The organism is Deinococcus marmoris DSM 12784, assembly GCF_000701405.1.
GTDB lineage: Bacteria > Deinococcota > Deinococci > Deinococcales > Deinococcaceae > Deinococcus > Deinococcus marmoris.
Map to the genome: position 1 here is coordinate 1 of NZ_JNIV01000075.1, position 21,844 is coordinate 21,844.

The 21,844-nt window shown below is 65.3% G+C and carries 20 protein-coding genes, 1 tRNA gene and 1 pseudogene; 10 read left to right on the forward strand and 12 right to left on the reverse strand.

The features are described from left to right. The first annotated feature begins 352 nt into the window (after positions 1-352). On the forward strand, positions 353-802 hold the full coding sequence (locus tag Q319_RS0116225) for a universal stress protein (RefSeq protein ID WP_034415478.1): 450 nt from the start codon (positions 353-355) through the stop codon (positions 800-802). Between the two features lie 10 nt (positions 803-812). After that, positions 813-1,733 carry an L-lactate dehydrogenase gene (locus Q319_RS0116230; protein ID WP_029483515.1) on the forward strand — a complete coding sequence of 307 codons (921 nt, stop codon included), beginning with the start codon at positions 813-815 and terminating at the stop codon, positions 1,731-1,733. On the opposite strand, the gene Q319_RS0116235 is transcribed toward Q319_RS0116230, so the two are convergent. Genes Q319_RS0116235 through Q319_RS0116245 form a run of 3 tightly spaced genes read right to left on the reverse strand, consistent with a single transcriptional unit; the run spans position 1,705 to position 4,447 of the window. After that, positions 1,705-2,859, reverse strand: coding sequence for an LptA/OstA family protein (locus tag Q319_RS0116235; protein WP_029483516.1), 1,155 nt, complete (start codon positions 2,857-2,859; stop codon positions 1,705-1,707). The two genes, Q319_RS0116230 and Q319_RS0116235, sit on opposite strands and share 29 nt — an antisense overlap. A gap of 10 nt (positions 2,860-2,869) precedes the next feature. Next, positions 2,870-3,772, reverse strand: coding sequence for an LptA/OstA family protein (locus Q319_RS0116240; RefSeq protein ID WP_029483517.1), 903 nt, complete (start codon positions 3,770-3,772; stop codon positions 2,870-2,872). Between the two features lie 57 nt (positions 3,773-3,829). Further along, a complete protein-coding gene (locus Q319_RS0116245) occupies positions 3,830-4,447 on the reverse strand; it encodes a hypothetical protein (RefSeq protein ID WP_029483518.1) in 618 nt (205 codons plus the stop codon). Between the two features lie 123 nt (positions 4,448-4,570). Between Q319_RS0116245 and Q319_RS0116250 the strand changes: the two genes are divergently transcribed. The 3 genes from Q319_RS0116250 (at position 4,571) to folE (ending at position 8,305) form a co-directional block, all read left to right on the forward strand. Further along, on the forward strand, positions 4,571-5,356 hold the full coding sequence (locus Q319_RS0116250; RefSeq protein ID WP_029483519.1) for a TatD family hydrolase: 786 nt from the start codon (positions 4,571-4,573) through the stop codon (positions 5,354-5,356). Positions 5,357-5,623: 267 nt separating this feature from the next. Beyond that, complete coding sequence (thrS, locus tag Q319_RS0116255; protein ID WP_029483520.1) at positions 5,624-7,573, forward strand: threonine--tRNA ligase; 1,950 nt, start codon at positions 5,624-5,626, stop codon at positions 7,571-7,573. A gap of 102 nt (positions 7,574-7,675) precedes the next feature. Next, positions 7,676-8,305: a GTP cyclohydrolase I FolE gene (gene folE / locus Q319_RS0116260; RefSeq protein WP_029483521.1), complete on the forward strand. Its 630-nt coding sequence runs from the start codon at positions 7,676-7,678 to the stop codon at positions 8,303-8,305. Positions 8,306-8,365: 60 nt separating this feature from the next. Here the strand turns inward: folE and glmU are convergent, their stop codons facing one another. Then, positions 8,366-9,832 carry a bifunctional UDP-N-acetylglucosamine diphosphorylase/glucosamine-1-phosphate N-acetyltransferase GlmU gene (gene glmU, locus Q319_RS0116265; protein WP_029483522.1) on the reverse strand — a complete coding sequence of 489 codons (1,467 nt, stop codon included), beginning with the start codon at positions 9,830-9,832 and terminating at the stop codon, positions 8,366-8,368. Between the two features lie 103 nt (positions 9,833-9,935). Here glmU and Q319_RS0116270 point away from each other — a divergent pair, with 103 nt between their 5' ends. Beyond that, complete coding sequence (locus Q319_RS0116270; protein ID WP_051655479.1) at positions 9,936-10,946, forward strand: asparaginase; 1,011 nt, start codon at positions 9,936-9,938, stop codon at positions 10,944-10,946. 31 nt (positions 10,947-10,977) lie between these two features. Here Q319_RS0116270 and Q319_RS0116275 read toward each other — a convergent pair whose 3' ends face one another. Next, positions 10,978-11,709: a zinc ribbon domain-containing protein gene (locus Q319_RS0116275; protein ID WP_029483524.1), complete on the reverse strand. Its 732-nt coding sequence runs from the start codon at positions 11,707-11,709 to the stop codon at positions 10,978-10,980. A gap of 208 nt (positions 11,710-11,917) precedes the next feature. Between Q319_RS0116275 and Q319_RS0116280 the strand changes: the two genes are divergently transcribed. Together Q319_RS0116280 and Q319_RS25695 are read left to right on the forward strand one after the other, a co-directional pair. Then, on the forward strand, positions 11,918-12,214 hold the full coding sequence (locus Q319_RS0116280) for a hypothetical protein (RefSeq protein ID WP_029483525.1): 297 nt from the start codon (positions 11,918-11,920) through the stop codon (positions 12,212-12,214). Then, positions 12,214-13,215 (forward strand): DUF6745 domain-containing protein, encoded by a 1,002-nt coding sequence (locus tag Q319_RS25695; protein WP_051655480.1) that lies wholly within the window; start codon positions 12,214-12,216, stop codon positions 13,213-13,215. The genes Q319_RS0116280 and Q319_RS25695 overlap by 1 nt, the downstream gene beginning before the upstream one ends. 83 nt (positions 13,216-13,298) lie before the next feature. On the opposite strand, the gene Q319_RS0116290 is transcribed toward Q319_RS25695, so the two are convergent. From Q319_RS0116290 to Q319_RS0116310, 5 genes are read right to left on the reverse strand one after another with little or no spacing between them, the layout of a single operon-like run. Next, a complete protein-coding gene (locus tag Q319_RS0116290) occupies positions 13,299-14,291 on the reverse strand; it encodes an STM4011 family radical SAM protein (protein WP_211252381.1) in 993 nt (330 codons plus the stop codon). Continuing rightward, entirely contained in the window at positions 14,282-15,610 is a 1,329-nt protein-coding gene (locus tag Q319_RS0116295) for an STM4012 family radical SAM protein (protein ID WP_029483528.1), read from the reverse strand. The genes Q319_RS0116290 and Q319_RS0116295 overlap by 10 nt, the downstream gene beginning before the upstream one ends. Next, complete coding sequence (locus Q319_RS0116300) at positions 15,607-16,416, reverse strand: STM4013/SEN3800 family hydrolase (RefSeq protein ID WP_029483529.1); 810 nt, start codon at positions 16,414-16,416, stop codon at positions 15,607-15,609. Before Q319_RS0116300 ends, Q319_RS0116295 begins: the two co-directional genes overlap by 4 nt. Further along, on the reverse strand, positions 16,400-17,527 hold the full coding sequence (locus tag Q319_RS0116305; protein WP_029483530.1) for an STM4014 family protein: 1,128 nt from the start codon (positions 17,525-17,527) through the stop codon (positions 16,400-16,402). The genes Q319_RS0116300 and Q319_RS0116305 overlap by 17 nt, the downstream gene beginning before the upstream one ends. Continuing rightward, positions 17,524-18,441: an STM4015 family protein gene (locus Q319_RS0116310; RefSeq protein ID WP_029483531.1), complete on the reverse strand. Its 918-nt coding sequence runs from the start codon at positions 18,439-18,441 to the stop codon at positions 17,524-17,526. Before Q319_RS0116310 ends, Q319_RS0116305 begins: the two co-directional genes overlap by 4 nt. Before the next feature lie 86 nt (positions 18,442-18,527). On the opposite strand from Q319_RS0116310, the gene Q319_RS0116315 reads away from it, so the two are divergent. Next, positions 18,528-20,366, forward strand: coding sequence for an ABC transporter ATP-binding protein (locus Q319_RS0116315; protein ID WP_029483532.1), 1,839 nt, complete (start codon positions 18,528-18,530; stop codon positions 20,364-20,366). Positions 20,367-20,477: 111 nt separating this feature from the next. Beyond that, positions 20,478-20,552: transfer RNA gene (locus tag Q319_RS0116320), tRNA-Asn, on the forward strand. A gap of 49 nt (positions 20,553-20,601) precedes the next feature. Here the strand turns inward: Q319_RS0116320 and Q319_RS0116325 are convergent. Together Q319_RS0116325 and Q319_RS0116330 are read right to left on the reverse strand one after the other, a co-directional pair. Beyond that, positions 20,602-21,378 carry a hypothetical protein gene (locus tag Q319_RS0116325; protein ID WP_029483533.1) on the reverse strand — a complete coding sequence of 259 codons (777 nt, stop codon included), beginning with the start codon at positions 21,376-21,378 and terminating at the stop codon, positions 20,602-20,604. A gap of 127 nt (positions 21,379-21,505) precedes the next feature. Continuing rightward, positions 21,506-21,844 (reverse strand): annotated as a pseudogene (locus Q319_RS0116330) (hypothetical protein); the annotation flags it as partial.

Sequence of the window (21,844 nt, forward strand, 5' to 3'; positions counted from 1 at the left end):
ACCATTTTGGGACTTTGAACATCTCCAAATGGTTTCAGGCGGCGCTGAGATTTCTCTCAGCGCCGCCTGAAAAAATGGACAAAGTCGAACTAAGTCTGCTTCGCAGCCAGCTCCCCTCAAAGGGAGCCAGGAGTGCGCTACTAGACGGGCAATTCTGCAACGCTTGCCTCCCTTCTAAGGGGAGGTGCCCCGGAGGGGCGGAGGGGTCAAGCGGGCAGGGCAACCCCAGAACCAAATTCCATCTGCGCTTCCTCTCGGAGAGTCATACCCATCAAATCCACCAACCGCATGAGGCCGACCTTCACCCTCTTCATCTTGCCTGTTGCCTGCCCACGCGCGTAGTTTGGGGCCTATGACATCGACTGGTTTTGCCAAGATCGCCGTGGGCGTGGATTTCTCGCCCTCCAGCCAGAACGCGCTGGCACTGGCCCGCTCCCGCTTTCCCGGCGCGCAGATTCGGTTGCTGCACGTCACGGACGCCCGCGTGACCACCTCGCCGGACCTGATGGGCGGCGTGACCCCCGCCGTATTCGACGCCGGGCTGCTCAACTCGCTGGAAGATGCCGATGCTAGGCGGCTGGCCTCGATCATGCAGGAGGGTGAGGAAACCGAGCAACTGGTGGGCGATCCGGTGACGGGCATCGTGGAAGCCGCCGCCCGCTGGGGCGCGGACCTGATCGTGGTGGGCACGCACTCGCAGGGGATGCTGGAGCATTTCTTCATCGGCAGCAGCGCCGAGAAGATCGTGGGCCGCAGCCCCATCCCAGTCCTGACCGTGCGCCTGCCGGATAGCCGCTCTTGAAGGGCCACCTATGAAGGTAGGTGTCGTCGGCGCGGGGCTGGTGGGGGCCACCGCCGCCTATGCCATGACCCTGCGCGATTCATGCAGTGAGATCGTGCTGGTGGATCAGGATGAGAGCCGGGCGCAGGCCGAGGCCCAGGACATCGCCCACGCCGCGCCCATTAGCCACGGGGTCCGCGTCAGCAGCGGCGATTACGCGGCGCTACAGGGCAGCAAGCTGGTTTTAATCGCCGCCGGGGCCAACCAGAAGCCCGGCGAGGGCCGCACCGAGTTGCTGGAAAAGAATGCTGAGATCTTCCGGCAGGTCATCCCGCAGGTGGCCGCGTGTGCCCCAGGCGCGGTGCTGCTGATCGCCACCAACCCGGTGGACGCGCTGACCGATCTGGCGGTCCATCTGGCCCCCGAACACGCGGTGATGGGGTCCGGCACGGTGCTGGACAGCGCCCGGTTGCGCTGGCTGATCGCGCAGCGGGCCGGGGTGGACGCCACCAACGTCCACGGCTACGTGCTGGGCGAACACGGCGACAGCGAGGTGATCGCCTGGAGCAGCGCCACGGTGGCCGGGCTGCCGGTGGCCGAGTTCATGGCGGCGCGCGGCCTGCCCTGGACCCCCGAAATCCGCGCCGAGATCGAGACGGGCACGCGTGACGCCGCCGCCAGCATCATTGGCGGCAAGCGGGCCACTTATTACGGCATCGGCGCGGCGCTGGCGCGGATTGCCGAGCGGGTGCTGGGAGACCGCCGCGCCGTGCTGACCGTCAGCGCGCCCACCCCCGAATTCGGCGTCAGCCTCAGCCTGCCGCGCATCGTGGCGGCGGGAGGGATCGAGGCCAGCGTGATGCCGAAGCTGACCAAAGACGAAAAAGCCGCACTGGAACGCAGTGCGGCGGTGCTTCGGGCCTCTAAGGCGAAGTTGGGCCTGAAGGATTGAGCGGGGAAGCGTTGGGATCTTCCGAGGGATTGGGCGGTGGGAGCGGGCGTGTGCCGGGAGCTGTGGCCGGGGCACCCGCTGGAACACCCCCAGGCGTGTCCCCCTCTTCCACGAATTCCCCGGTGATGGTGCCGCCCTCGGCCTTGACCGCGTAGACCTCGTTCTTCTCCAGGTCGTACAGGATCGTTCCGGCGCGCAGGGTGTCGCCGCCCTTGACGCTCACGGCGGGCTGCTCCGGCGTGCCGATCAATCGGGCCAGATTCGCCGCGTCGTCGTACTCCACGCGCCCGGCCCGGCTGACGCGCCCGCCCTCGCTGTTCAGGACCACGTTGCCCACCAGCGTGGTTTTCTCGTCGTCCACATTGACCTCGATACGCTCGCTGCTGCCGGTCAGCGGGTCCGTGTCGTTGGCCCGCCTGAAGGTCACCGGGCCGTCGATGCGGGCAATGCCGTCCGTCTCGTCGTAGACCAGTTTCTGGCCCTGCAATTCGGTCTTGCCCTGGGTCACGAACACGGTGTCGGGGGCGGGTTTTGGGGTGGCCTCCACGCCGCAGCGGGTCAGGCGGGCGGTGGCGTCGGCGGGAACATCATCCAGATAGCGGGCGGTTCCGGCGCTGGCCTCTACCCGTCCGTCGCTGCCGTCCTGACCCTCCTTGGGCTGCTGCTGCGTGACCACCGCCAGCGGCACACGGATCACGTTCTTGTCGATGGTGATCCGCACGCCCCCTGGCCCGGTCTCGCTGAACACCGCCAGATTGGGGGCGTCCTCCGGGTCATCCTCCTGCGGGCTGCATGTGGCGAAGATGCCGGTGTCGTCGCTGGTGCCCGTCCGCACGATGCGGATGCGGCGTTCCTTGCCGTCACCTTCACTCTTGCGGACCAGATCCAGGCTGGCGTTTTCTGCGCCCGGCTCCGCTTCTGGCGTGTCAGTTTCGGGGGGGGTGGTCTGCTCCGGGGCGGCTGGATCGGCGGCAGGTGCGGGCGTCTGCTGCGGCTGCGTCTGGGCAGGAGGCACGGCGGGCGTTGGAGTCGCTGGCGTCGCGTCCTGCGCCAGCACCCACACGGGCAATGCCGCGCCCACAGCCAGTGCCACCCTGAGCCGAAACTTCAGCCGAAACCTCCGCATAAGCCTCAGTTTACTTCTCGCCGCTCAGCTTGAACTGTTCGGTTGGGATTTTGTACGCCGAGTTCAGGGCGCGCACTCGGGCCAGATCGGTGCGCTGTTCCAGGTAGCCGCTGGCCGGGGCGCGCACGGTGACCTTGCTCTTGCTGTCCACGCTGACCGCGCTGCCCACCACGTAAGCCACGTTCTTGCGGTCGTCGTAGTACACCGCGTTGCCCGTGGTGGTCTGCGTTCCCTGCACCAGCTTGACGCCGCCGGACACGTACAGCGTCTTGGTCTTGGTCAGCGCGCGGACTTCCTGACCCGTGATGGTCAGCTCCTTCTGGTTGCCTTTTGCGGCGCGGGTCAGGCTGGGGTTGCCGGTCATCTGGGCCAGCTCCTTGTCCTCGTCGAAGATCAGCTTGTCGGCCCGTCCGGTCTGGTTGCCGTTGGTCAGGCGCACGCCCCCGGTGCTGGTGGAAACGTTGTTGTCCACATCCAGGCTCATCTGCGAGGCGTTGATGCTGACCTTGTCGCCGTCTTCCCTGTCCTCGGGCACGAAGGTGGCGCTGGGGCCGCCGCTCAGGACGCCCTGCCCGGTGGCCTCGCTGTAGGCCAGGGCGCTGCCCGACGCGCTCAGGCGTCCGCGCTCCACCTTCACGTTGCCGGTGAAGTTGGCGGTGCGCTTGCCCTCGGCGTCCAGCAGAGAAATCCCGCTGGGGGCTGCCAGCGTGGCCTGCGCGGACTCGATCTGGAGGGTGCTGACGGTGGCCTTGACCGGATTGCCGCTGTAGGTCAGCGGTCCGGTGCGGACATTGCCGCGCGCTCCACCCTGAATTTTCACAATGCGGTTGGGGTTGGAGGCGGTCTGTGACGTTGCGGTCTGGGCCAGCGCGGTCAGGCCCAGCAGGCCGATCATCAGGGAAATTCGTTTCATGGTGGGACTCCTTGGAGTGCTTTAAAAGAGGTTGGTTCGGAAGTTGACGGCTCAGGTTTAGCTTTTGGCTCTGGGCACCAGTTTTCCGTTTTCGCAGATTTCCTCGGCCTCGGTATTGATGGTGGTTGAGGAAGTGTCGTTGTCCATGTCGTCCAAATCAAACTGGAACGACATTCGTAATTTCTCGGCGTGGGCATCCATCAGGGGCGAGGTGATATCGGCCACCGGCGCGATAAAACCGTAGCCCTGCTCGATCTTGACTGGATTTTCTGGCGTCCCTTTCATCACGATGTCCGCACACTCCTTGACTAGCCTGACGCTGGCCTTAACCGTGGTCATGTCGTCCTGCCCGTCGATGGTCAGGTCTGGCGCATCCAGCGTGGCGTCCAGCACTTCGCGGCCCGTCAGCTTGCCCGCTGCGTCGCGCTCCTTGATGACCCGCTTGCCGCCGGAAATTCCGGTCAGCACCGTTTCGTTGGAGACCGGATCGCTGCTGACGTTCTGCGCCGAAAAGCTCCAGACGGCGTCCGCGTCGCGAGATGGGAACAGGCGCAGTTCAACGCCCTGCAAGGTGGCGTCCGTCTTGGCCCCGCCCCTGTCTGCGCCCGGTAAGAAGGCGAAGATCAGGGCGAAGGCAAGGATCGCCAGTAGCGCGTAGAGGCCCGTTTTCTGCACGTCGGCACTCTAGCGTCCGGCCCTCATGAGAGTGGTGGGCCTGGGATGGGTGCGGTGGGGGACGGCGGGGGCACAGCGGTGCAGGCTGGGGCCGCCCCACTCATACCGCTTACCCTGTCTTGCATGATCGACACCCACTGCCACCTCGATTACCTGGAAGACCCCAATTCCGCACGCGGCGAGCTGAGGCTGACGGGCATGGTCTGTATCGGCGCGAGTCCCGAACACGCCCGCAATGCCGTCGCTTTAGCCGAACAGTTTCCCGACGTGTACGCCACCGTGGGCCTGCACCCCACCGACACCGAAGAGGACAGCCCGGAGGCCCGGCGTGAGCTGGAAGAACTGGCCCGGAATCCGCGCGTGGTGGGCATAGGGGAGAGCGGGCTGGACGACTACTGGGACGACACGAAACGGGCCGCGCAGCGCAGCGCTTTTGAATGGCAACTGGATCTGGCGGGGCGGCTGGGCAAACCGCTGGTGATCCACACCCGTGACAAGCAGGGCGAAGACAGCGCCCACCGGGGCGTCATGGACGTGCTGCGTGGCTGGCCAGACGTGCCCGTCATCCTGCACTGTTTCAGCGGCCACCCCAAATTGCTGCGCTTTGGCCTGGAGCGCGGCGAACACACCTTCTTTGGCCTCGCGGGCAACACCACCTACAAGAACGCCCACGAGATTCACGCCGCCGCCCGCACCCTGCCCCTGGAGCGGATGCTGCTGGAAACCGACGCGCCGTTTCTGGCCCCGGTGCCCAAGCGCGGTAAGCCCAACCGGCCCGGCTACGTGCGCCACACGCTGGATTTCATCGCTGGCCTGCGCGAGATGCCCGCCGAGGTGCTGGAGCGCATGACGGACGCCAACGCACGGCGGGTGTATGGACTGGGGGCTGAAGGTAGAACTGAGGGTTGAGGGCAGAGGCAGACGAGTTGAACTTCCCCACCTGTGGCCCCGGCTCCGGCTTGCCCCTCCCGCCCACAACCCGCTATCCTGAACACATGAAGTCACGCGCCCATCACTCCGGTCTGGTGATGGCAGCCGTGTGGCGGCGAATGCCCCAGCGGCCCGGTCTGAACACGCGAACTCCACGCGCCTGAAAGCCTTTATCGGTTTTCAGGCGTTGTGCTGACCTCGCGGCCAGACCGGGCTTTGTTGTGTTGAATTCAAGGAGTTAAACCTATGCACGTTTTTTTACCCGATGGAAAACAGTTGGAATTGAAGCAGGGCGCAACCGCGCTGGACGCCGCTCAGGCCATTGGCCCCCGGCTGGCCCAGGACGCCCTCGCCGCCACCGCCAACGGCGTGCTGACCGATTTGCAAACGCCCTTGCCTGAAGGCGCAGAGATCACCCTGATCACCAAGAAAAATCCGGGGCAGGCCCAGAGCGTTTTCCGGCATTCGCTGGGCCACGCCATGAGTCAGGCCGTGGGCGAGTATTACGAGCGCAAGGGCCACCCGCGTGAAGCAGTCAAGCGCGGCGTCGGCCCCAGCATCGAGAACGGCTTCTACCAGGATTTCGATCTGCCCGAACCGCTGAGCGAGGAAGAACTGCCCGAGATCGAGAAGATCATGCGCGAGATCATCGGGCGGGGTCTTGACATCACCCGCAGCGAGGTCAGCAAGGCGCAGGCGCTGGAACAGTTTGGCTTCGATCCGTATAAGGTGGAGCTGATTTCCGCCCTGCCCGACGACGAGCCGATCACCTTCTACACGCAGGGCGAGTACGTGGACCTGTGCCGGGGGCCGCACTTCCCCAGCACCGGCAAGCTGCCCACCGCCTTCAAGCTGACCTCTACCTCGGGCGCGTACTGGCGCGGCAACGAGAAGAACCCGATCTTGCAGCGGGTGTACGGCGTGGCCTTCGCCACCCAGAAAGAGCTGGACGAGTATATGGAGCGGCTGGAAGAGGCCAAGAGGCGCGATCACCGCAAGTTGGGCCGCGAGCTGGAACTGTTCACGATTGACCCGCTGGTGGGTAAGGGCCTGCCGCTGTGGCTGCCCAACGGCACGGTGCTGCGCGAGGAACTGGCCGCGTTCCTCAAAGAGCAGCAGTTCCAGCGCGGCTATCAAGGTGTGATCACGCCGAACATCGGCAATCTGGAGCTGTACAAAACTTCCGGCCACTATCAAAACTATTCGGACAGCAACTTCTCGCCGATCACGGTGGACGACGAGCAGTACATGCTCAAGCCGATGAACTGCCCGCACCACGTCCGCATCTATGACAGCAAGCCGCGCAGTTACCGCGATCTGCCCGTGCGTCTGGCCGAGTTCGGCACGGTCTACCGCTACGAGCAGTCCGGCGAGCTGAACGGCCTGACGCGGGTGCGCGGCTTCACGCAGGACGACGCCCATATCTTCTGCCGCCCAGATCAGCTCAAGAAAGAGTTCCTAGACGTGCTGGATCTGACGGTGCTGGTGCTGCGAACCTTCGGCATGAACGACGTGCGCTTCCGCGTGGGCACCCGTGACCCCGCAGATGAAAAGTACGTGGGCGACGCCGCGAACTGGCAACTGGCCGAGGATCAGATTATTCAGGCGGTGGAAGAAGTTGGCCTGCCCTACAGCATTGAGCCGGGGGACGCCGCCTTTTACGGCCCCAAGCTGGACTTCGTGGTCAAGGACGTGCTGGGCCGCGAGTGGCAACTGGGGACCATTCAGGTGGATTACAACCTGCCCGAGCGTTTCGACATCTCGTATGTGGGCGAGGACGGCCAGGACCACCGCCCGGTCATGATTCACCGCGCCCCCTTCGGCAGCCTGGAGCGCTTCGTGGGCATCCTGATCGAGCATTACGCCGGGGATTTCCCGCTGTGGCTGGCCCCGCGTCAGATCGCCATTGTGCCCATCGCGGACCGCCACAACGCCTACGCCGAGGAACTGCGCGCCGAGCTACACAAGGCCGGGCTGCGTGCCGAGGTGGACGACACCTCCAACCGCATGCAGGCCAAGGTCCGCAACGCCGAACTGTCTAAGATTCCCATGATTCTGGTGGTGGGAGACAAGGAGCAGGAGGCCCGCGAGGTCAGCACCCGCGAACGCTGGCCGGACGGTCACAAGGAGCGCAAGGGCGTCAGTTTTGATGATCTGAAGGCCGAATTGCTGGAACGGTACAAGAGCCGCAGCTAAAGCAAGTAGGGGAGAGGCCGCCTGCCGGGATTCGGGGGCGGCCTCTTTACTTTTGGCCCTAAGTTACGTTCAACCCCTCTCATACAGAGGCATACTTCTCCGATGACCACGAACGCCCCTGATGTCCACATCGCTGCCGATCCATTCATGCAAGAAGAACTGGAATTGCCCGGCCTGAGCGCCCTGACCGAGCAGTGGCTCTCGGCGGTGGGTGAAGACCCCCAGCGCGAGGGCCTGCTCAAAACCCCCCACCGCGTTGCCAAAGCCTGGAACTTCCTGACCGACGGCTACCGCATGACGCTGGAGGAAGCTGCCGGAAACGCCGTCTTCGAGGCCGAGGGCAGCGAGATGGTGATCGTCAAGGACATCGAGTTCTATTCCATGTGCGAACACCATATGCTGCCGTTTTATGGGCGGGCGCATGTCGCTTACATCCCCGACGGCAAGATCCTGGGCCTGAGCAAGTTCGCGCGCATCGTGGACCTGTACGCCCGGCGTTTGCAGGTGCAGGAGCGCATTACCACCCAACTGGCCGACGCCGTGGTGGAACTGCTGGCCCCCAAGGGCGTGGCCGTGCTGATGGAAGGCACGCACCTGTGCATGGCGATGCGCGGCGTGCAGAAGCAGAACTCATCGACGACCACCAGCGCCATGCGCGGCATCTTCCGGGATGATCCCCGCACCCGCGCGGAGTTCATGAGCGCCACGCAGACGACCCTGCGCTCACGCTGAAGCCCGGTTGAAGAGGCGAGGGGGCCGTGATTCGCGTCACTGGCCCCCTCTCTTTTGTTGTCACCCCTGTCGTTCCAGCCAGCCTGCCAGCCACGGCAGCTTCTTCTGCACCTTCTCCTTCATGCCGCCCCAGTAGCGCCGTGACCAGCCCTCGATGTTGCGCTGCTTGCCACGGGCGACGGCCATTGCGCCCTCGGGGATGTCGTCATGCACGGCGCTTCCGGCGGCGATAAAGGCGGCGTCGCCCACCGTGCGCGGCGCGATGATCGTGCTGTTGCTGCCGATGAAGACGCCCGCGCCGATCACGCTGGGATGCTTGTTGATGCCGTCGTAGTTGGCGACAATCGTTCCCGCGCCGACGTTGGTTTCCGCGCCGATCTGCACGTCACCCAGGTAGGCCAGATGCCCGGCCTTGACCCCGGCGTCCAAGCGGGCGTTTTTGGTCTCCACGAAGTTGCCGATATGCACGCCCGCGCCCAGCACGCTGCCGGGGCGCAGGCGGGCAAACGGCCCCACATCGCTGCCCGCGCCGACGTGTGCGCCTTCCAGCACGCTGTGGGGCTTGACCACCACGCCCGCCTCCAGCACGCTGTCGGTAATGATGCTGTACGCGCCGATGGTGACGCCCCCTGCCAGCACCGTCTGCCCGCGCAGGATCACGCCGGGTTCCAGGGTCACGTCACGCGCAATCTGCACGCTGTCCTCAATGCTGATGCGCTCGGGGTCTTGCAGGGTCACGCCCGCGCGCATGTGGGCAGCGTTGGTACGGCGGCGCAGGATGGCCTCCAGTTCGGCCAGACCAGTGCGGTCGTTTGCGCCCATCACCTCGTCGGGGTCACCCAGCTTGAAAGCGTGAGCGGCCTCGCCCTCGGCCCGGTACAGACCCAGCAGATCGGTAAGGTAATACTCGCCCGCCGCGTTGTCGTTGCCGATGCGGTGGGCCAGTTCGCCCGCCCGCGAATCCATCAGGTACACGCCGCTGTTGAACTCGCCCACCGCCTCTTCTTCGGGTGTGGCGTCTTTTTGCTCCACGATGCGCACCACGTCGCCCTGCGCGTCGCGGATGATGCGCCCGTAGCCAGTGGCGTCCGGCAGTTCTCCGGTCAGGATGGTCAGGGCGCTGCCGCGCGCGCGGTGGTCTTCCAGCATGGCTTCCAGCGTCCCGGAGCGCAGCAGGGGCGTGTCACCGTACAGGACCAGCACGTCCGCGTCTTCATGGCCATTGCCCTGAAGCGAATCGGCCAGCACGTCAATGCCGCAGATGAAGGCGTGACCGGTGCCCAGCCGCTGTTCCTGGCGGGCGAAAACGACACCCTGCCCCCCCAGTGCCGCCTCTACTTTTTCTGCGCCGTGCCCGGTCACCACCACGACGTTTCGTGCGCCCAGTTCGCGCGCCGCCTTCACGGCCCACGCTACCATCGGGCGGCCCGCCACAGGGTGCAGCACCTTGGGGAGGGCCGAATTCATGCGGGTTCCCTGACCCGCCGCAAGGATCACCACGTCCAGCGGACGTCTATATGCAGTCATTCCATTTCACCTTTAGGCCAGTGTAGTGCAAGCCCCCCCGTTTGGGAGGCGGCTGGTCAGATGTGTGGCGTTCCGGCCCGCGTCAGGCCCCACAATGCCCCGTATGCAACGTTCCACTGTGCCGCCTTCCACCGTGCAGCGTCCCGGCAAGCGTCTCGCCGTGATCCATACCGGCGGCACCATCGCCAGTCGTCCCAGCCCCGACGGGCGCGGCCTGACCCCCCAGCAGGCCCCCAGCGTGCCGGGTCTGGCGGACGTGGAGGTCCACGACTTCCATCCCTTCAACCTGCCCAGCCCGCACATCACGCCCGCGCATATGCTGGAGCTGGCGCACCTGATCCGGCAGCTTGCAACCCAACATGATGGAATTGTCGTGACGCACGGCACCGACACGCTGGAGGAAACGGCTTTCGCCTTGCATCTGCTGCTGGATACGCCCACGCCCGTCGTCCTGACTGGCAGTATGCGGCACGCGGGAGAGGTGTCCTGGGACGGCCCGGCCAACCTACTGGACGCCGCCGGGGTAGCCCTGAATCCGCAGAGTACCGGACGCGGTCCGCTGGTGGTCTTCGGCGGCGACATCTTCGACGCCCGTACCGTGACCAAGGTGCATACCACCGCCGTCGACGCGTTCGGCGGCTATCCCGGCCCCATTGGGCGGATTGACCGCACCAGCAATGGAACAGTGGACACGGCGCATGTCCGGTTCTTCGCCACCCCTGAACAGCGCCGCACCTATGCGCCCGGCAGCCTGAATGCCCACGTGGACATCCTGTACGCCTACGCGGGCTGGCGCGGCGAGGGCTACGCCGGGGCGCAGGTAGACGCCGACGGCATCGTGATCGCTGCCCTGGGAACGGGCAACCTGCCCGCCGAGTTGCTGCCCCTGATCGCCGCCACCCAGCAGCCGGTGATCATCGCCACCCGCACCCATGCCGGTCCGGTGCTGCCGATCTACGGCTACGCGGGCGGCGGCGCGACGCTGGTGAAAGCCGGGGCCATTCCTGCCAGTTTTTTAAATGCCTACAAGGCCCGCATCCTGCTGCTGACGCTGCTGGGATCGGGCCTGGGCAAAGGGGAGATCAGGGCGGTGTTCGGGGAGGCAGGATTTTAGGGGGGGATCAGCCGAACTGACCGCGCTTCCTTTACTCCGCCGACTCCAGATCCAGCCGGATCAGGAAGCGTCCGCAGGACGGGCATTTCACGGGAGGCAACTTGCCCAGCGCGGCTTTCTGCTGCACATTGATGGGCAACACCACGTTGCAGCCGGTGCAGCGACCGCCCCTGATCTCCACCACGCCCAAGCCCTTCTTGGCCTTGCGGATCATGTCGTACTCGCGCACGGTGCGGGTGTCCAGGTCACTGACCAGCCCGGCGCGTTCCTGGCGGTCTGCCTCACCCTGGGCGCGCAGGTCCTCGATCCGGGCCTCGTCCTTCTCTTCCATCGTGTTCAGGCTGGGGCGCAGGGCGCGGTGCTGGGCGCGCAGATCGGCGGCCCGTTCGTTCAGTTCGCGCTGACGCTCGCGCAGGGGCACCAGGTCTTCCTCCATCTCGTCGGCGCGCTCGCCGAGTTGCTGGATGCGGCTGCCGTACTGGCTCTGGGCGCGGGCGTCGAAGGCGTTCTTCTCCTGCTCCTCGGCGGCGCGGGCCATCTGTTCGCGGGTGCCGCCCAGGTCCTGCTCCTGCTGGCGCACGCGCTTATCCACGCCTTCCAGGGTGATCTCGGTGTCTTCCAGATCGTTGTTGAGGCGGCCCTGCTCGGCGCGGGCGGCCCGCAGGTCATCGGGGAAATTCTGTTCCTCGTCGCGCAGACGGTCAAGGCCCAGGTCAAGTTCCTGGACGCGGTGCAGGCGACGGAGGGGGGAAAGATCAGTCATCACCCGCCAGTGTACCCCCCAATCGCCAGGGCCGGTTCCGAAGGGGCAAGAAAACGTGAGGGCGGCGCAGCGTTGAGTGCAAGTCCTCGTCCCCTCGCCGCCGGATATGGGTGCCCTGAATTGTTCCCAGGGTTGCCATAACCCTCGCATTCTGTTATGCTATTAACGTAATAAGTATAGCCCATTCAATCTGCTCAGGAGGTTTCCCATGCTCTACCGACACGGTGATGTTCTCGTCCAAAGCGTTTCTTCCTTGCCCGAAGCCCACTCCCGCCCCGGCGTCACGCTGGCGCGCGGCGAGGTCACTGGCCACAGCCACCGTTTTGCCGAGGCTGCGGCGGTGCAACTGTACTCGGCAGGCGCAGACACCTACGTGCAGGTGCTGGCCGACAGCGCCGATCTGATCCACGAGGAACACGCCACCATCACGCTGCCGCGCGGCTTTTACAAGGTGTGGATGCAGCGCGAATACAGCCCCGAAGCGATTCGCCGGGTGCTGGACTGATGCCACAGGTGTTGAACGCCGCCGAGGCGCGGCAACTGCTGTTAAGCGGCGAGGCGCAGGGGCCGCTGAAGTTCCGTGGACGGCTTGATCTGTCTGGTCAGAAGGGGCTACGTCGCCTGCCCGCTGGCCTGAGCGGCGACACCCTGGACATCAGCGACACGGGGCTGAGCGAATTGCCCGAAGACCTGCATGTGGGCGAACTGATCGCCCGCAACCTGCCCCTGATGGGCGTTCCGGCCAGCCTGCGCGTGCAGTTTCGCCTGACCCTGGACGGCTGTTCTCGCCTGCAAACGTTGCCCCAGGGGTTGACTGTCGGCTCGCTGAACTTGCAGGACTGCCTCTCGCTGGAAGCGCTGCCCGAGGGGCTGGACGTCTGCTTCCTGAACATCAACCGCTGCGAGGCATTGGCTGGCTGGCCCACGCACGCCCAGGTCCGCTTCGGCCACCTGTCGGCCCGCGACTGCCTGAGCCTGCGCGAATTGCCGGGCTGGCTGACGCAGGTGGCGCAACTGGACATTTCCGGCTGTCGGGGCATCACGGAGTTGCCGCCGGGTCTGCGCGTCAGTGGCTGGCTGGACGTGGCGGGCAGCGGTCTGACCGTCTTGCCTGCCGGATCGATTCCCGCCCTGCGCTGGCGCGGCGTGCGCGTGGACGAGCGGCTGGCCTTTGCCCCCGAAACCATCTCTGGCGCGGAAATCCTGGCCCAGCCCAACGCCGAGGTCCGCCGCGTGATGATGGAGCGCATCGGCTCCGAGCGCTTTCTGGAGGAAGTGGGCGCAACCGTGCTGGACCGCGACACGGATGCGGGCGGCGAGCGCACCCTGGTGCGTGTGGACCTGCCCGACGACGAGCCGTTCGTGGCGGTGTGCGTGGGCTGCCCGTCTACCGGGCGGCGCTACACCCTGCGTGTGCCGCCCACGATCACCCGCGCCCAGGCTGCGTCGGCGTGGCTGGCGGGGTTTGACGACGCGGGGCTGTATCAGCCGGTGATCGAGGCATAGGGGACCCCTCACCCCCAACCCCTCTCCGCTACGGAGAGGGGAGTTTTATTTCCGCTCTGGCAGGGCCGGAAACGATCAATCCGTCAGTTTCTGACCCTCTCCGCAGGGGAGAGGGTGCCGCGTAGCGGCGGGTGGCTGGTACAGCTCGGAACGAGAGGGGTTTTTCCCACCCCCCGCGCCCGCGCCAGATACGCCTCCAGCCTCTCCCTGTCCGCCCACACCGCCGGATCAGGAATGCGCGCCAGCAGGCCGTCGCCGTACACCTGCGCCGCGTCCAGTTCGCTCAGATGCACGTAGCCGATGTGGCACTCGCAGCTTGCACGGGAGCAGGGGCGAGGGCGCAGCAGTTCGCGCACGTCCTGGGTGTAGATGTTGCCGATGGGCCGCTCGATGAAGTGGCAACGGCGGGCGGTGCCGTCGCCCTCCACGCTGATGACCGTCTCGCCCGCGCCGCATGGCAGCCCGCGCGTGCGGTAGCGGCGGGTGTTGACCTCAAACAGTGGGTCCACCGCGCCCAGCCGGGCCAGATCGTGCGCCGAGTAATAACCCGCGCCCACCTTGAAGGCATTGATCCACAGGTAGACGTGCGTGGGCAGGGCAGCGCGCATCGCCTCGATATCTTCAAAATGCCCCTTCTTGCCCACCACGCCCACGCTGTAGCGCACGCCACGGGCATCCAGTTCGGTGCAGCGGGCCAGGAAACGGTCCTGCCCCACCTCGCCGGGATGATAGGTGGCCCATAGACCGATCCTGGATTTATCCGCATCCTCCAGCCATTTCAGGGAGCCGGACAGATTGGTCTGAATGGCGAGCTGACGGACGTGCGGCAGGCGGCTCAGCCGCGCCAATGCCTGTTGATAGCGCGGCCTGACCAGTGCCTCGCCCCAGGGGGTAAAGAAGACGGAGAGATCAAACGGTTGCGCCTCTGCCCAGGCCACGAACCGGGCCAGCGCCCGCGCGTCCGCCGCGTGTTCCGCCGCCGTCTCGGTGTGCTTGGCGAAGGGGCAGTAGGGACAGGCGTAATTGCAGCTTGAGAGCGGTCCCCGGTAGATCACGCTCAGGTGGTCTAGCTCCACTCGTACTCCTCGCTCAACTTCCTCACGGCGGGCGAGTACAGCCACGGCCCCAGCGCGTCGGACTGCTCCAGGCCAGCAGGGGTCAGGGTCAGGATTCCGGTTTGCAGGCGGGCGAGGTCCGTATCCGGCAGCGTTGCAAGCTGCGGAAAGTCGGTCAGCGAGTCGCTCCCGAACTCCTGACGGTAAGCGCTCAGATTCAGCCCGGAGATGTGCAGGAGCGATTGCAGGGCATATCTGCGTCGCCGCTCGTCTGCGCTTAAATGGATGCCGTGCGTGATCTGACCGAACCGTTCGGCAGGCTGCTCCACGAAATCCTGAATGATCTCGCGCACGCCCACGCGGCCCACGGCGTACTCGCTGGAATAGTGCAGATGCCGTGTGTAGGACCGCGCCCCGCAGCCCAGGCCCACCATGCCGTCCAGTTGGCAGGTGTACTCCGGCTCGGATTCCAGCGGCAGGCTGGCCTTCTGAAAACGGCGCATGGAGGTCTGCACATACCCGCGCGACAGCAGGAAATCGCGCCCCAGCCGGTACAGCTCCAGCCGCTCGTCGTCCCAGGTGCGTCCCAGTCGCCCGATTCCGGTGAGTGGGCGCACATACAGCGGATACAGGAACAGTTCCTCCGGCGTCCACGTCAGCGCCGTTTCCAGCGAATCCAGCCACGTCTGCGGTGTCTGGTGCGCCAGGCCGTAGATCAGGTCGATGTTCAGCCCCGGCAGCCCGGCGGCGCGGATGCTGTCCAGCGCGGCGAAGACCTCCGCGTTGCTCTGGGCGCGGCCCACGCCCCGGACCTCGGATTCCAGAAAGCTCTGGATGCCGATGCTGACGCGGGACACGCCCCGCTCGGCCAGCACGCGCAATCGCTCCGGCGTGGTGGTGGCGGGCGAGGTTTCCACGCTGGCAGGGAGTCCGGCCACGCCGAAATGCGTGTCCAGCAGGTCAAAGACCCGTTCCAGCTCACTCGCCTCCAGATAGGTGGGTGTGCCGCCGCCGATGGCGAGACGCGAGAAGGTGGTCCCGTCCAGCGCGTCCCGCACCACTTCCATCTGCCGTTCCAGTGCGTCCAGATACGCCCGCTCCAGGCTGACCGGGGCGTTGGCGACGGTGAACAGGTTGCAAAAGCCGCAGCGCATCTCGCAGAAGGGAATGTGCAGATAGAGGAACAGCGAGTCGCGGTTCTCGGCGGTCCAGGCGTCGCGCAGCGGCACAGCTTCGGTCAGCGGACGGTACGCGGTTTTGTGCGGGTAGCCGTAGGTGTAGCTCTGGTACGGGCCGCCCCGGAGCAGTTCGGACAGTGCGGGGGGCAGGGTGGCGGTCATGCTTCAGTTTCCCCTAAAACCAGTTCTGCGTATGGCACCGTCCACACCAGCGGATGCGCGAGGCGGTGGCCGTGGTAGCCATCCTCTCCGAAGCAGGTGCCGTGATCGGCGCAGATGATCAGGAGGGTGTCGCCGCGTGCGCGCAGGGCGTCCAGCAGGATGGGAAGGGCGGCATCTACCGTTCGCAGGGCCGCCCGTTGCGTTTCCGGCGAATCCTGCCGCGCGCCCGGCACATAGAAATGCGTGGGCGTGTGGGTCGCCGCCACGTTCAGCAGCAAAAAAGCCCGTTGCTCAGATGGGACGGCGCGCGATGCTTCCGCCGCCACACGCATCTGCACGTCTGCCGAATCCGGGTTTTTCACGCCGCTGGCCGGGGACCAGTGCGTCTCCGCGAACAGGGAAGGCAGCGCACTGCCCAGCGCCGAGCGCCCGTTGAAGAAGCCCACGCCGCCCACGCAGACGGTGTGGTATCCGCGTGCAGCCAGGGCGGCAGGCAACGTCGCTTCCTCGAAGGTCAGGGTCTGCGGCGAGGTGCTGCGGCTGCCCTCGAAGGCGGCGGCAAACAGGCGCGGATGCCGTCCCGGACGCGCGGGCGTGGGTAGAAAGCCCGATAGAAAGGCTTGGTGCGCGGCATAGGTGAAGCTGCCGGGCGTGTGCCGCTCCTCCCACACGCCGCCGGGCAGAAGGGCGGCCAGATTCGGAGTCTCGCCCGCCTCCAGCGCGGCCACGGCCACGTCGTAACGCAGGCTGTCCAGTGTGATCAGGGCCACGTCGCAGCGTCCGATCAGCTCACGCGCGTCGAGCATTCCGCACCTCCAGCGCCAGCAACTCCGCCGCGTAGGTGTCCCGTCCGTCCACCAGCACGCCCCGGTGGTAGTCGCCAAACGCGTTGACCTCCAGCACCGCCTGTCGCTTCCATCCCGGCGTCAGCAGCAGGTCCACGCCGCCGTAGAGTGCGCCAGGAAAGGCGGCGAGGGCAGCCTCGGCGGTGCGGCCCACCTCGGCCCAGCGTTCCGCGCCCAGCTCAGCTTTCAGCGCCTCGATGTCGCCCCGTTCATTCCCCAGATGCAGATTGGTGATCGGCCCGCGTGACGCCCTCACCAGCGCGTGCTGCGCCCGCCCGCCGATGACCACCACGCGCAGATCGATGGTGCCGCCGCCAAAGTTGGCTTTCGGGAGCCAGCGTTCCACATGCAGGCGGTGCGGGGCCAGCGCGTCGATCAGCGCCTCGATCTCCGCCCAGTCCTCCAGTTTGATCAGCCGCCGCGAGTTGAACAGCCGCCCGCCTTCCTGACGCACGGTGGTTATGGCGCTGACCCTTTGCCCAGCCCACTGCAACGCCACGATGCCCGAACCGCTGGAGCCGTAGGCCAGCTTGACGAACAGCCGTGACCAGCCGCGTTCCTTCGCCGCGTGCATCAGCTCGTCGAATGATTGAACGTCCGGTAGCGCGTCTGGCACTGGCACGCCTGCCGCCTGTAAAAGCGCGTGGGTGGCGGGTTTGTCGAACATGGTCAGGATGTGGGCCGTGTTTTGCATCCGGGTGTGGGGCGGCGCACCCTGCAACTGAGCGTCCAGCTCCCGCAAAACCTGACTGAAGCCCGCGTACCACGCCCGCGACGGCGCAAGTTCGCCTGCCTCAATGTCCACGGGCTGCCCGCCGCCCAGTTCGATCAGCGCCAGCTCGGTCTGAATATCCTCGCCCGGCGACTCGAAGCGCACGACGCTGCCGGGGCGAACCTCATCCGCCAGATGGACCCGACCTGTCATCAAATCCAGATACGACAGCACCCGCGCCGGGGGCCAGTCCAGGCTCTCTAACGTGGCCCCGAAAGCGCGGGCGCGTCGGCCATCGGGCGGGGCGATCAGCAGCACATCGCGGGGCGGCAGTCTGGTTGAAAGGTGTGCCGGGTTCATTCCCCCAGGGCCACGAACCGCCAGTCGTCCTCGTCGTCCTGATGATCGGAGGTGTCCACCTCGATGGGCAGCGCCCCAAGCTTTTCCATCATTCCCTCGGTGCAGAAGTGGTGGGTGAGGACCAGTTTCTTCAGCGTTCTGACGCGCTCGCTGTCCAGCAACGCCGCCGCGCCCTCGTCGGTCAGGGTGCCCAGCGACAGGTCCAGCACTTCAAGCTGGTCCAGGATTGGCGCGTGGGCGAACATCTGCGCAATCTCGTCCTGATGCTCGCTGTTCTTGACCCCCAGATACCTCAGGACTGGAAAGCGCGAGCCGTCCAGCAGCGGCGTCAGGTCGTCGGCGGCACTCGTCGCCCCGTAATCCTCGGTGCCCAGATACAGTTCCAGATGTTCCAGCCGGGGCAGGTCGGCAGTGACCACCTCGCGCACGACCTCGGCGCTCAGGCCGCCCGCCTGGACGATCAGTTCGCGCAGCTCTGGCAGTTTAATCTGGCCCAGGCTCAGGCCGTTGCCGCCGCGCACGCCCAGATGCGTCAACTGCGGGTAGGCGGCCAGAATGGGGGAGAGGTCGCCCTGCGTGATCCACGACACCTCGTTTTCCTCGTAAGTGATGTCACCGATAAAGAGAACCCTGATGTTGGAAAGCTGCGTGTGGGCGGCCACCAATGCCTCGATGACCTCGTCGGGCACACCGTCCATACTTTCATCGGTCCACAGCCCCACCACGAGGCCCTGGCTGGCCTCCACCCCTGGCAGCGCCAGAAACGCCCGGAACTTGTCGGTCCATTCCGTCTCGTCGTCGTAATCCACGGCAATGCGGTGGATGGTGGTGGCGGGGTCGCCCAGCGGCTGCCCCGGCTCCCACTGCGTAACCTGAAAGCCGCCAAATTCCGTCAGATGTTCACCGATGGTCATGCGCCAGTTTAAGCTTGGCGGCGTTCATGGCAAGCTCGGTCATCTTTACGGCCATCTGACCCCGCACGCAGGCGTACCCTGAACCCATGTTCTCGCGCCCTGGCCGTCCCACCTCTACCCGTGACCCCGACGCGCCCCGTCCCAAGCGCGATCCCCGGCAACTCATCCGGCTGCTGGCCTATGCCAGACCCTACCGGGGCATCTTCATTCTGGGCGCGCTGGCCACCCTGGTCTCCAGCGGCCTGAGCCTGGTCTTTCCGCTGCTGTTCGGACGGCTGATCGACGCCTCGTTCCTCAAGGTGGGCAGCACCGACACCGGGCCGCTGGACCGCACCGTGCTGCTGCTGCTGGGCATCTTTGCGCTGTCCTCGCTGTTCGGGGCGGCGCAGTCGTATCTGCTCTCGCGGGTGGGGGCGGGCGTGGTGGCGGACCTGCGGCGCTCGTTGTTCTCGCATCTGCTGACGCTCTCGCCGCGCTTTTTCGGGGACCACAAGACGGGTGACCTGACCAGCCGCCTGACCGCCGATGTGGGCACCGTGCAGACCGTGACCAGCACGGCGCTGGCGCAACTCGCGGCGCAGTCGGTCAGTCTGATCGGGGCCGTGATCCTGCTGATCCTGACCAGTTTCAAACTCAGCCTGCTGACCCTGGCCGTAATTCCGCTGATCATCGGGACCGCTGTGTTCATCGGGCGGCGCATCCGCAAGGTCAGCCGCGAGGTGCAGGACGCCGTGGCTGCCGCCAACGCCAACGCCGAGGAAGCCATCAGCGGCGTGCGCGTGGTCCAGAGTTTTACCGCCGAGGGCGTGGAACGTCACCGCTACGGCCAGGGCATCATGGTCAGCTTTCTGGCCGCCCTGCGCCGCGCCCGCTTGCAGGCCCTGATGGGCGGCGTCATGAGTTTCCTGACCTTCGGGGCATTGGCCGTGGTGCTGTGGTACGGCGGGCGGCAGGTCATGACCGGCAGCATGACCCCCGGCAATCTGGTCACCTTCCTGATCTACGCCCTGCAAGTGGGCGGCACGGTGGCCGCGCTGACCGGCATCTTCAACCAGTTTCAGGAGGCGTTGGGCGCGTCCAGCCGCATCTTCGAGCTGATGGACGAGCGCACCGATCTGCCTGCTCCCGCCACGCCGCTGCCCCTGGCCCGCGCCGAGGGCCGCGTGGAATTCCGTGACGTGAGCTTTACTTATGATGGGGAGTCCAAGTTTGACGGTGCGGCGGTCCTGCGTCACATCAATGTGGACGTTCCCGCCGGGCAGGTTGTCGCCCTGGTCGGCCCCAGCGGCGCGGGCAAGACCACCTTCGTCAACCTGATTCCGCGCTTCTGGGACGTGACGGGCGGTTCCCTTCGCGTGGACGGCCAGGACATCCGCGAGTACCCGCTGGAGGACCTGCGCGCCCAGGTGGGGCTTGTGCCGCAGGAGACACTGCTGTTCTCCGGCACGGTGCGCGAGAACATCCTGTATGGCCGCCCCGATGCCTCACCGCAGGAAGTCGAGGCCGCCGCGAAGGCGGCCAACGCCGACGACTTCATCCGCGCCTTTGAACACGGCTATGAGACGGTGGTGGGTGAGCGCGGCGTCAAGCTGTCGGGCGGTCAGCGCCAGCGCGTCGCCATCGCCCGTGCGATCCTGAAAGACCCGCGCATCCTGATTCTGGACGAGGCCACCAGCGCGCTGGACAATGAATCGGAATATCTGGTGCAGACCGCGCTGGAACGCCTGATGCAGCACCGCACGACGTTCGTGATCGCCCACCGCCTGAGTACCATCCGTAATGCAGACCGCATTCTGGTGATGAACACCGGGGAAGTGGTGGAGGACGGCACCCACGCCGAACTGCTGGCCCAGGGCGGCCTGTACCGTGATCTCTACGAGTTGCAATTCCGCCGGGAGCAGGAAGCGCAGGCGGAACTGGTCTGAGACAGGCGGCCCCGGCCTACGCCGTTTGGCTGGGGCTTGCGTGTTCTGGGGGGGGATGGTACTATCCTTTTCGCGCCGGAAACGGCCCGCCACCGCGAGAAGGACCCCTGTTCGGCAGTAGCTCAGTGGCAGAGCGTTCGACTGTTAATCGAATGGTCGTAGGTTCGACCCCTACCTGCCGAGCCAAGAGAAAAGCCCCCGCTTAAGTGCGGGGGTTTTTGCTGTCTGGGTAGATTTAGCGGTTGCGGTACTGGGGAAGGTTCTTCCAGGGCGTGAAGAAGTTTTTCGACATTACAACGTTTTGTGCATTTAGGCTGAGGCTGCTGGCGGAGGCTGTTGCCAATTTCCAGGGAAGATAGGTCGTAGGCTGTGATGTAACTGTGTATTTCTGGCTCTTGCCAAAGTCAAGATATGTGTCAATGACATTCCAACCCTTCTTTAGAATAAGGGTAGTATCTATCGGACTACCGACGGCTAATTCTTGGCAGTTTCCCTTGAATCTGAATGTTCCGTCGGTATTTGAGAACCACCAAGCTTTGTAGTTATAGATTGGATTACTTGAATCGGCCTCAGTAATAATTGATTGAAACTTATTAGTTTTGAGATCGGCGATTGGCAATAAGAGCATATTATCCGGCGCACTGATACTTTCAGTTTCTTTGGCAGTACAGCCAAACACGTCGGCGGGCTTGACTAGCTTATCGTTGAAGCTTGCTGCCATAACGTCAGACTTGGGCAGACCGAGATCGAACTTGCCGTCTGTATCGACAGGTGCCGTTGCAATCGCTTCATCCTTATCGTTCTCTGCTCCCGCACTGACACTCGAAGCGTCACCCGCCTTGAACGGTGTGATCAGCCCCTTGATCAGCCCCACCTGTTCCGGGGGCTTGGGATCGGGATCGGGTTCGGGCGTGACGGTTCCTCCGCCCCCACAGGCACTCAGCGCGAGACTGAGGCCAACAGCGGCGGCGAAAGAGGCGGCGGGCCGTTTCAGTTTATTTTGATTGAACATGCTTACACCCTGACAGCCGCCCGCCCGAATGGAGTCCCGCTTGCATTCAGGCTGCCCGTGCATTTCTCTCACTGTTGGATCAGGCGTTGGGGGGTGACCCCCCCCTGCCTCCTCATACGGACTCCGATTAATTTCTTGACAGAGGCCACCAGTGAAAGAGGGTCTGCTGGGAGAGGAGGTTCGGCTGGGTTTCGAGCCAGGCACACTGCTGGCCCAGGGTATCGGTGAAGTCATCCATCGTTTCAAACCAGCGGTTGGCAACCGTGGCGTCGGTGAGGTCCCACAGGCGCTCTACAGGTTGCAGTTCTGGTGAGTACGCGGGCATGGTGATGGTCTGAATGCCGGGGGGATGTCCCTCCAGCGGAGGGACATGAAAGCCTGCACCGTCTTCAACGACCAGCACGCAGTGCTGCTCACTCGCACCCACACTGCGAGCGAAAGCGGCCATCACCCTTTGATACGCCAG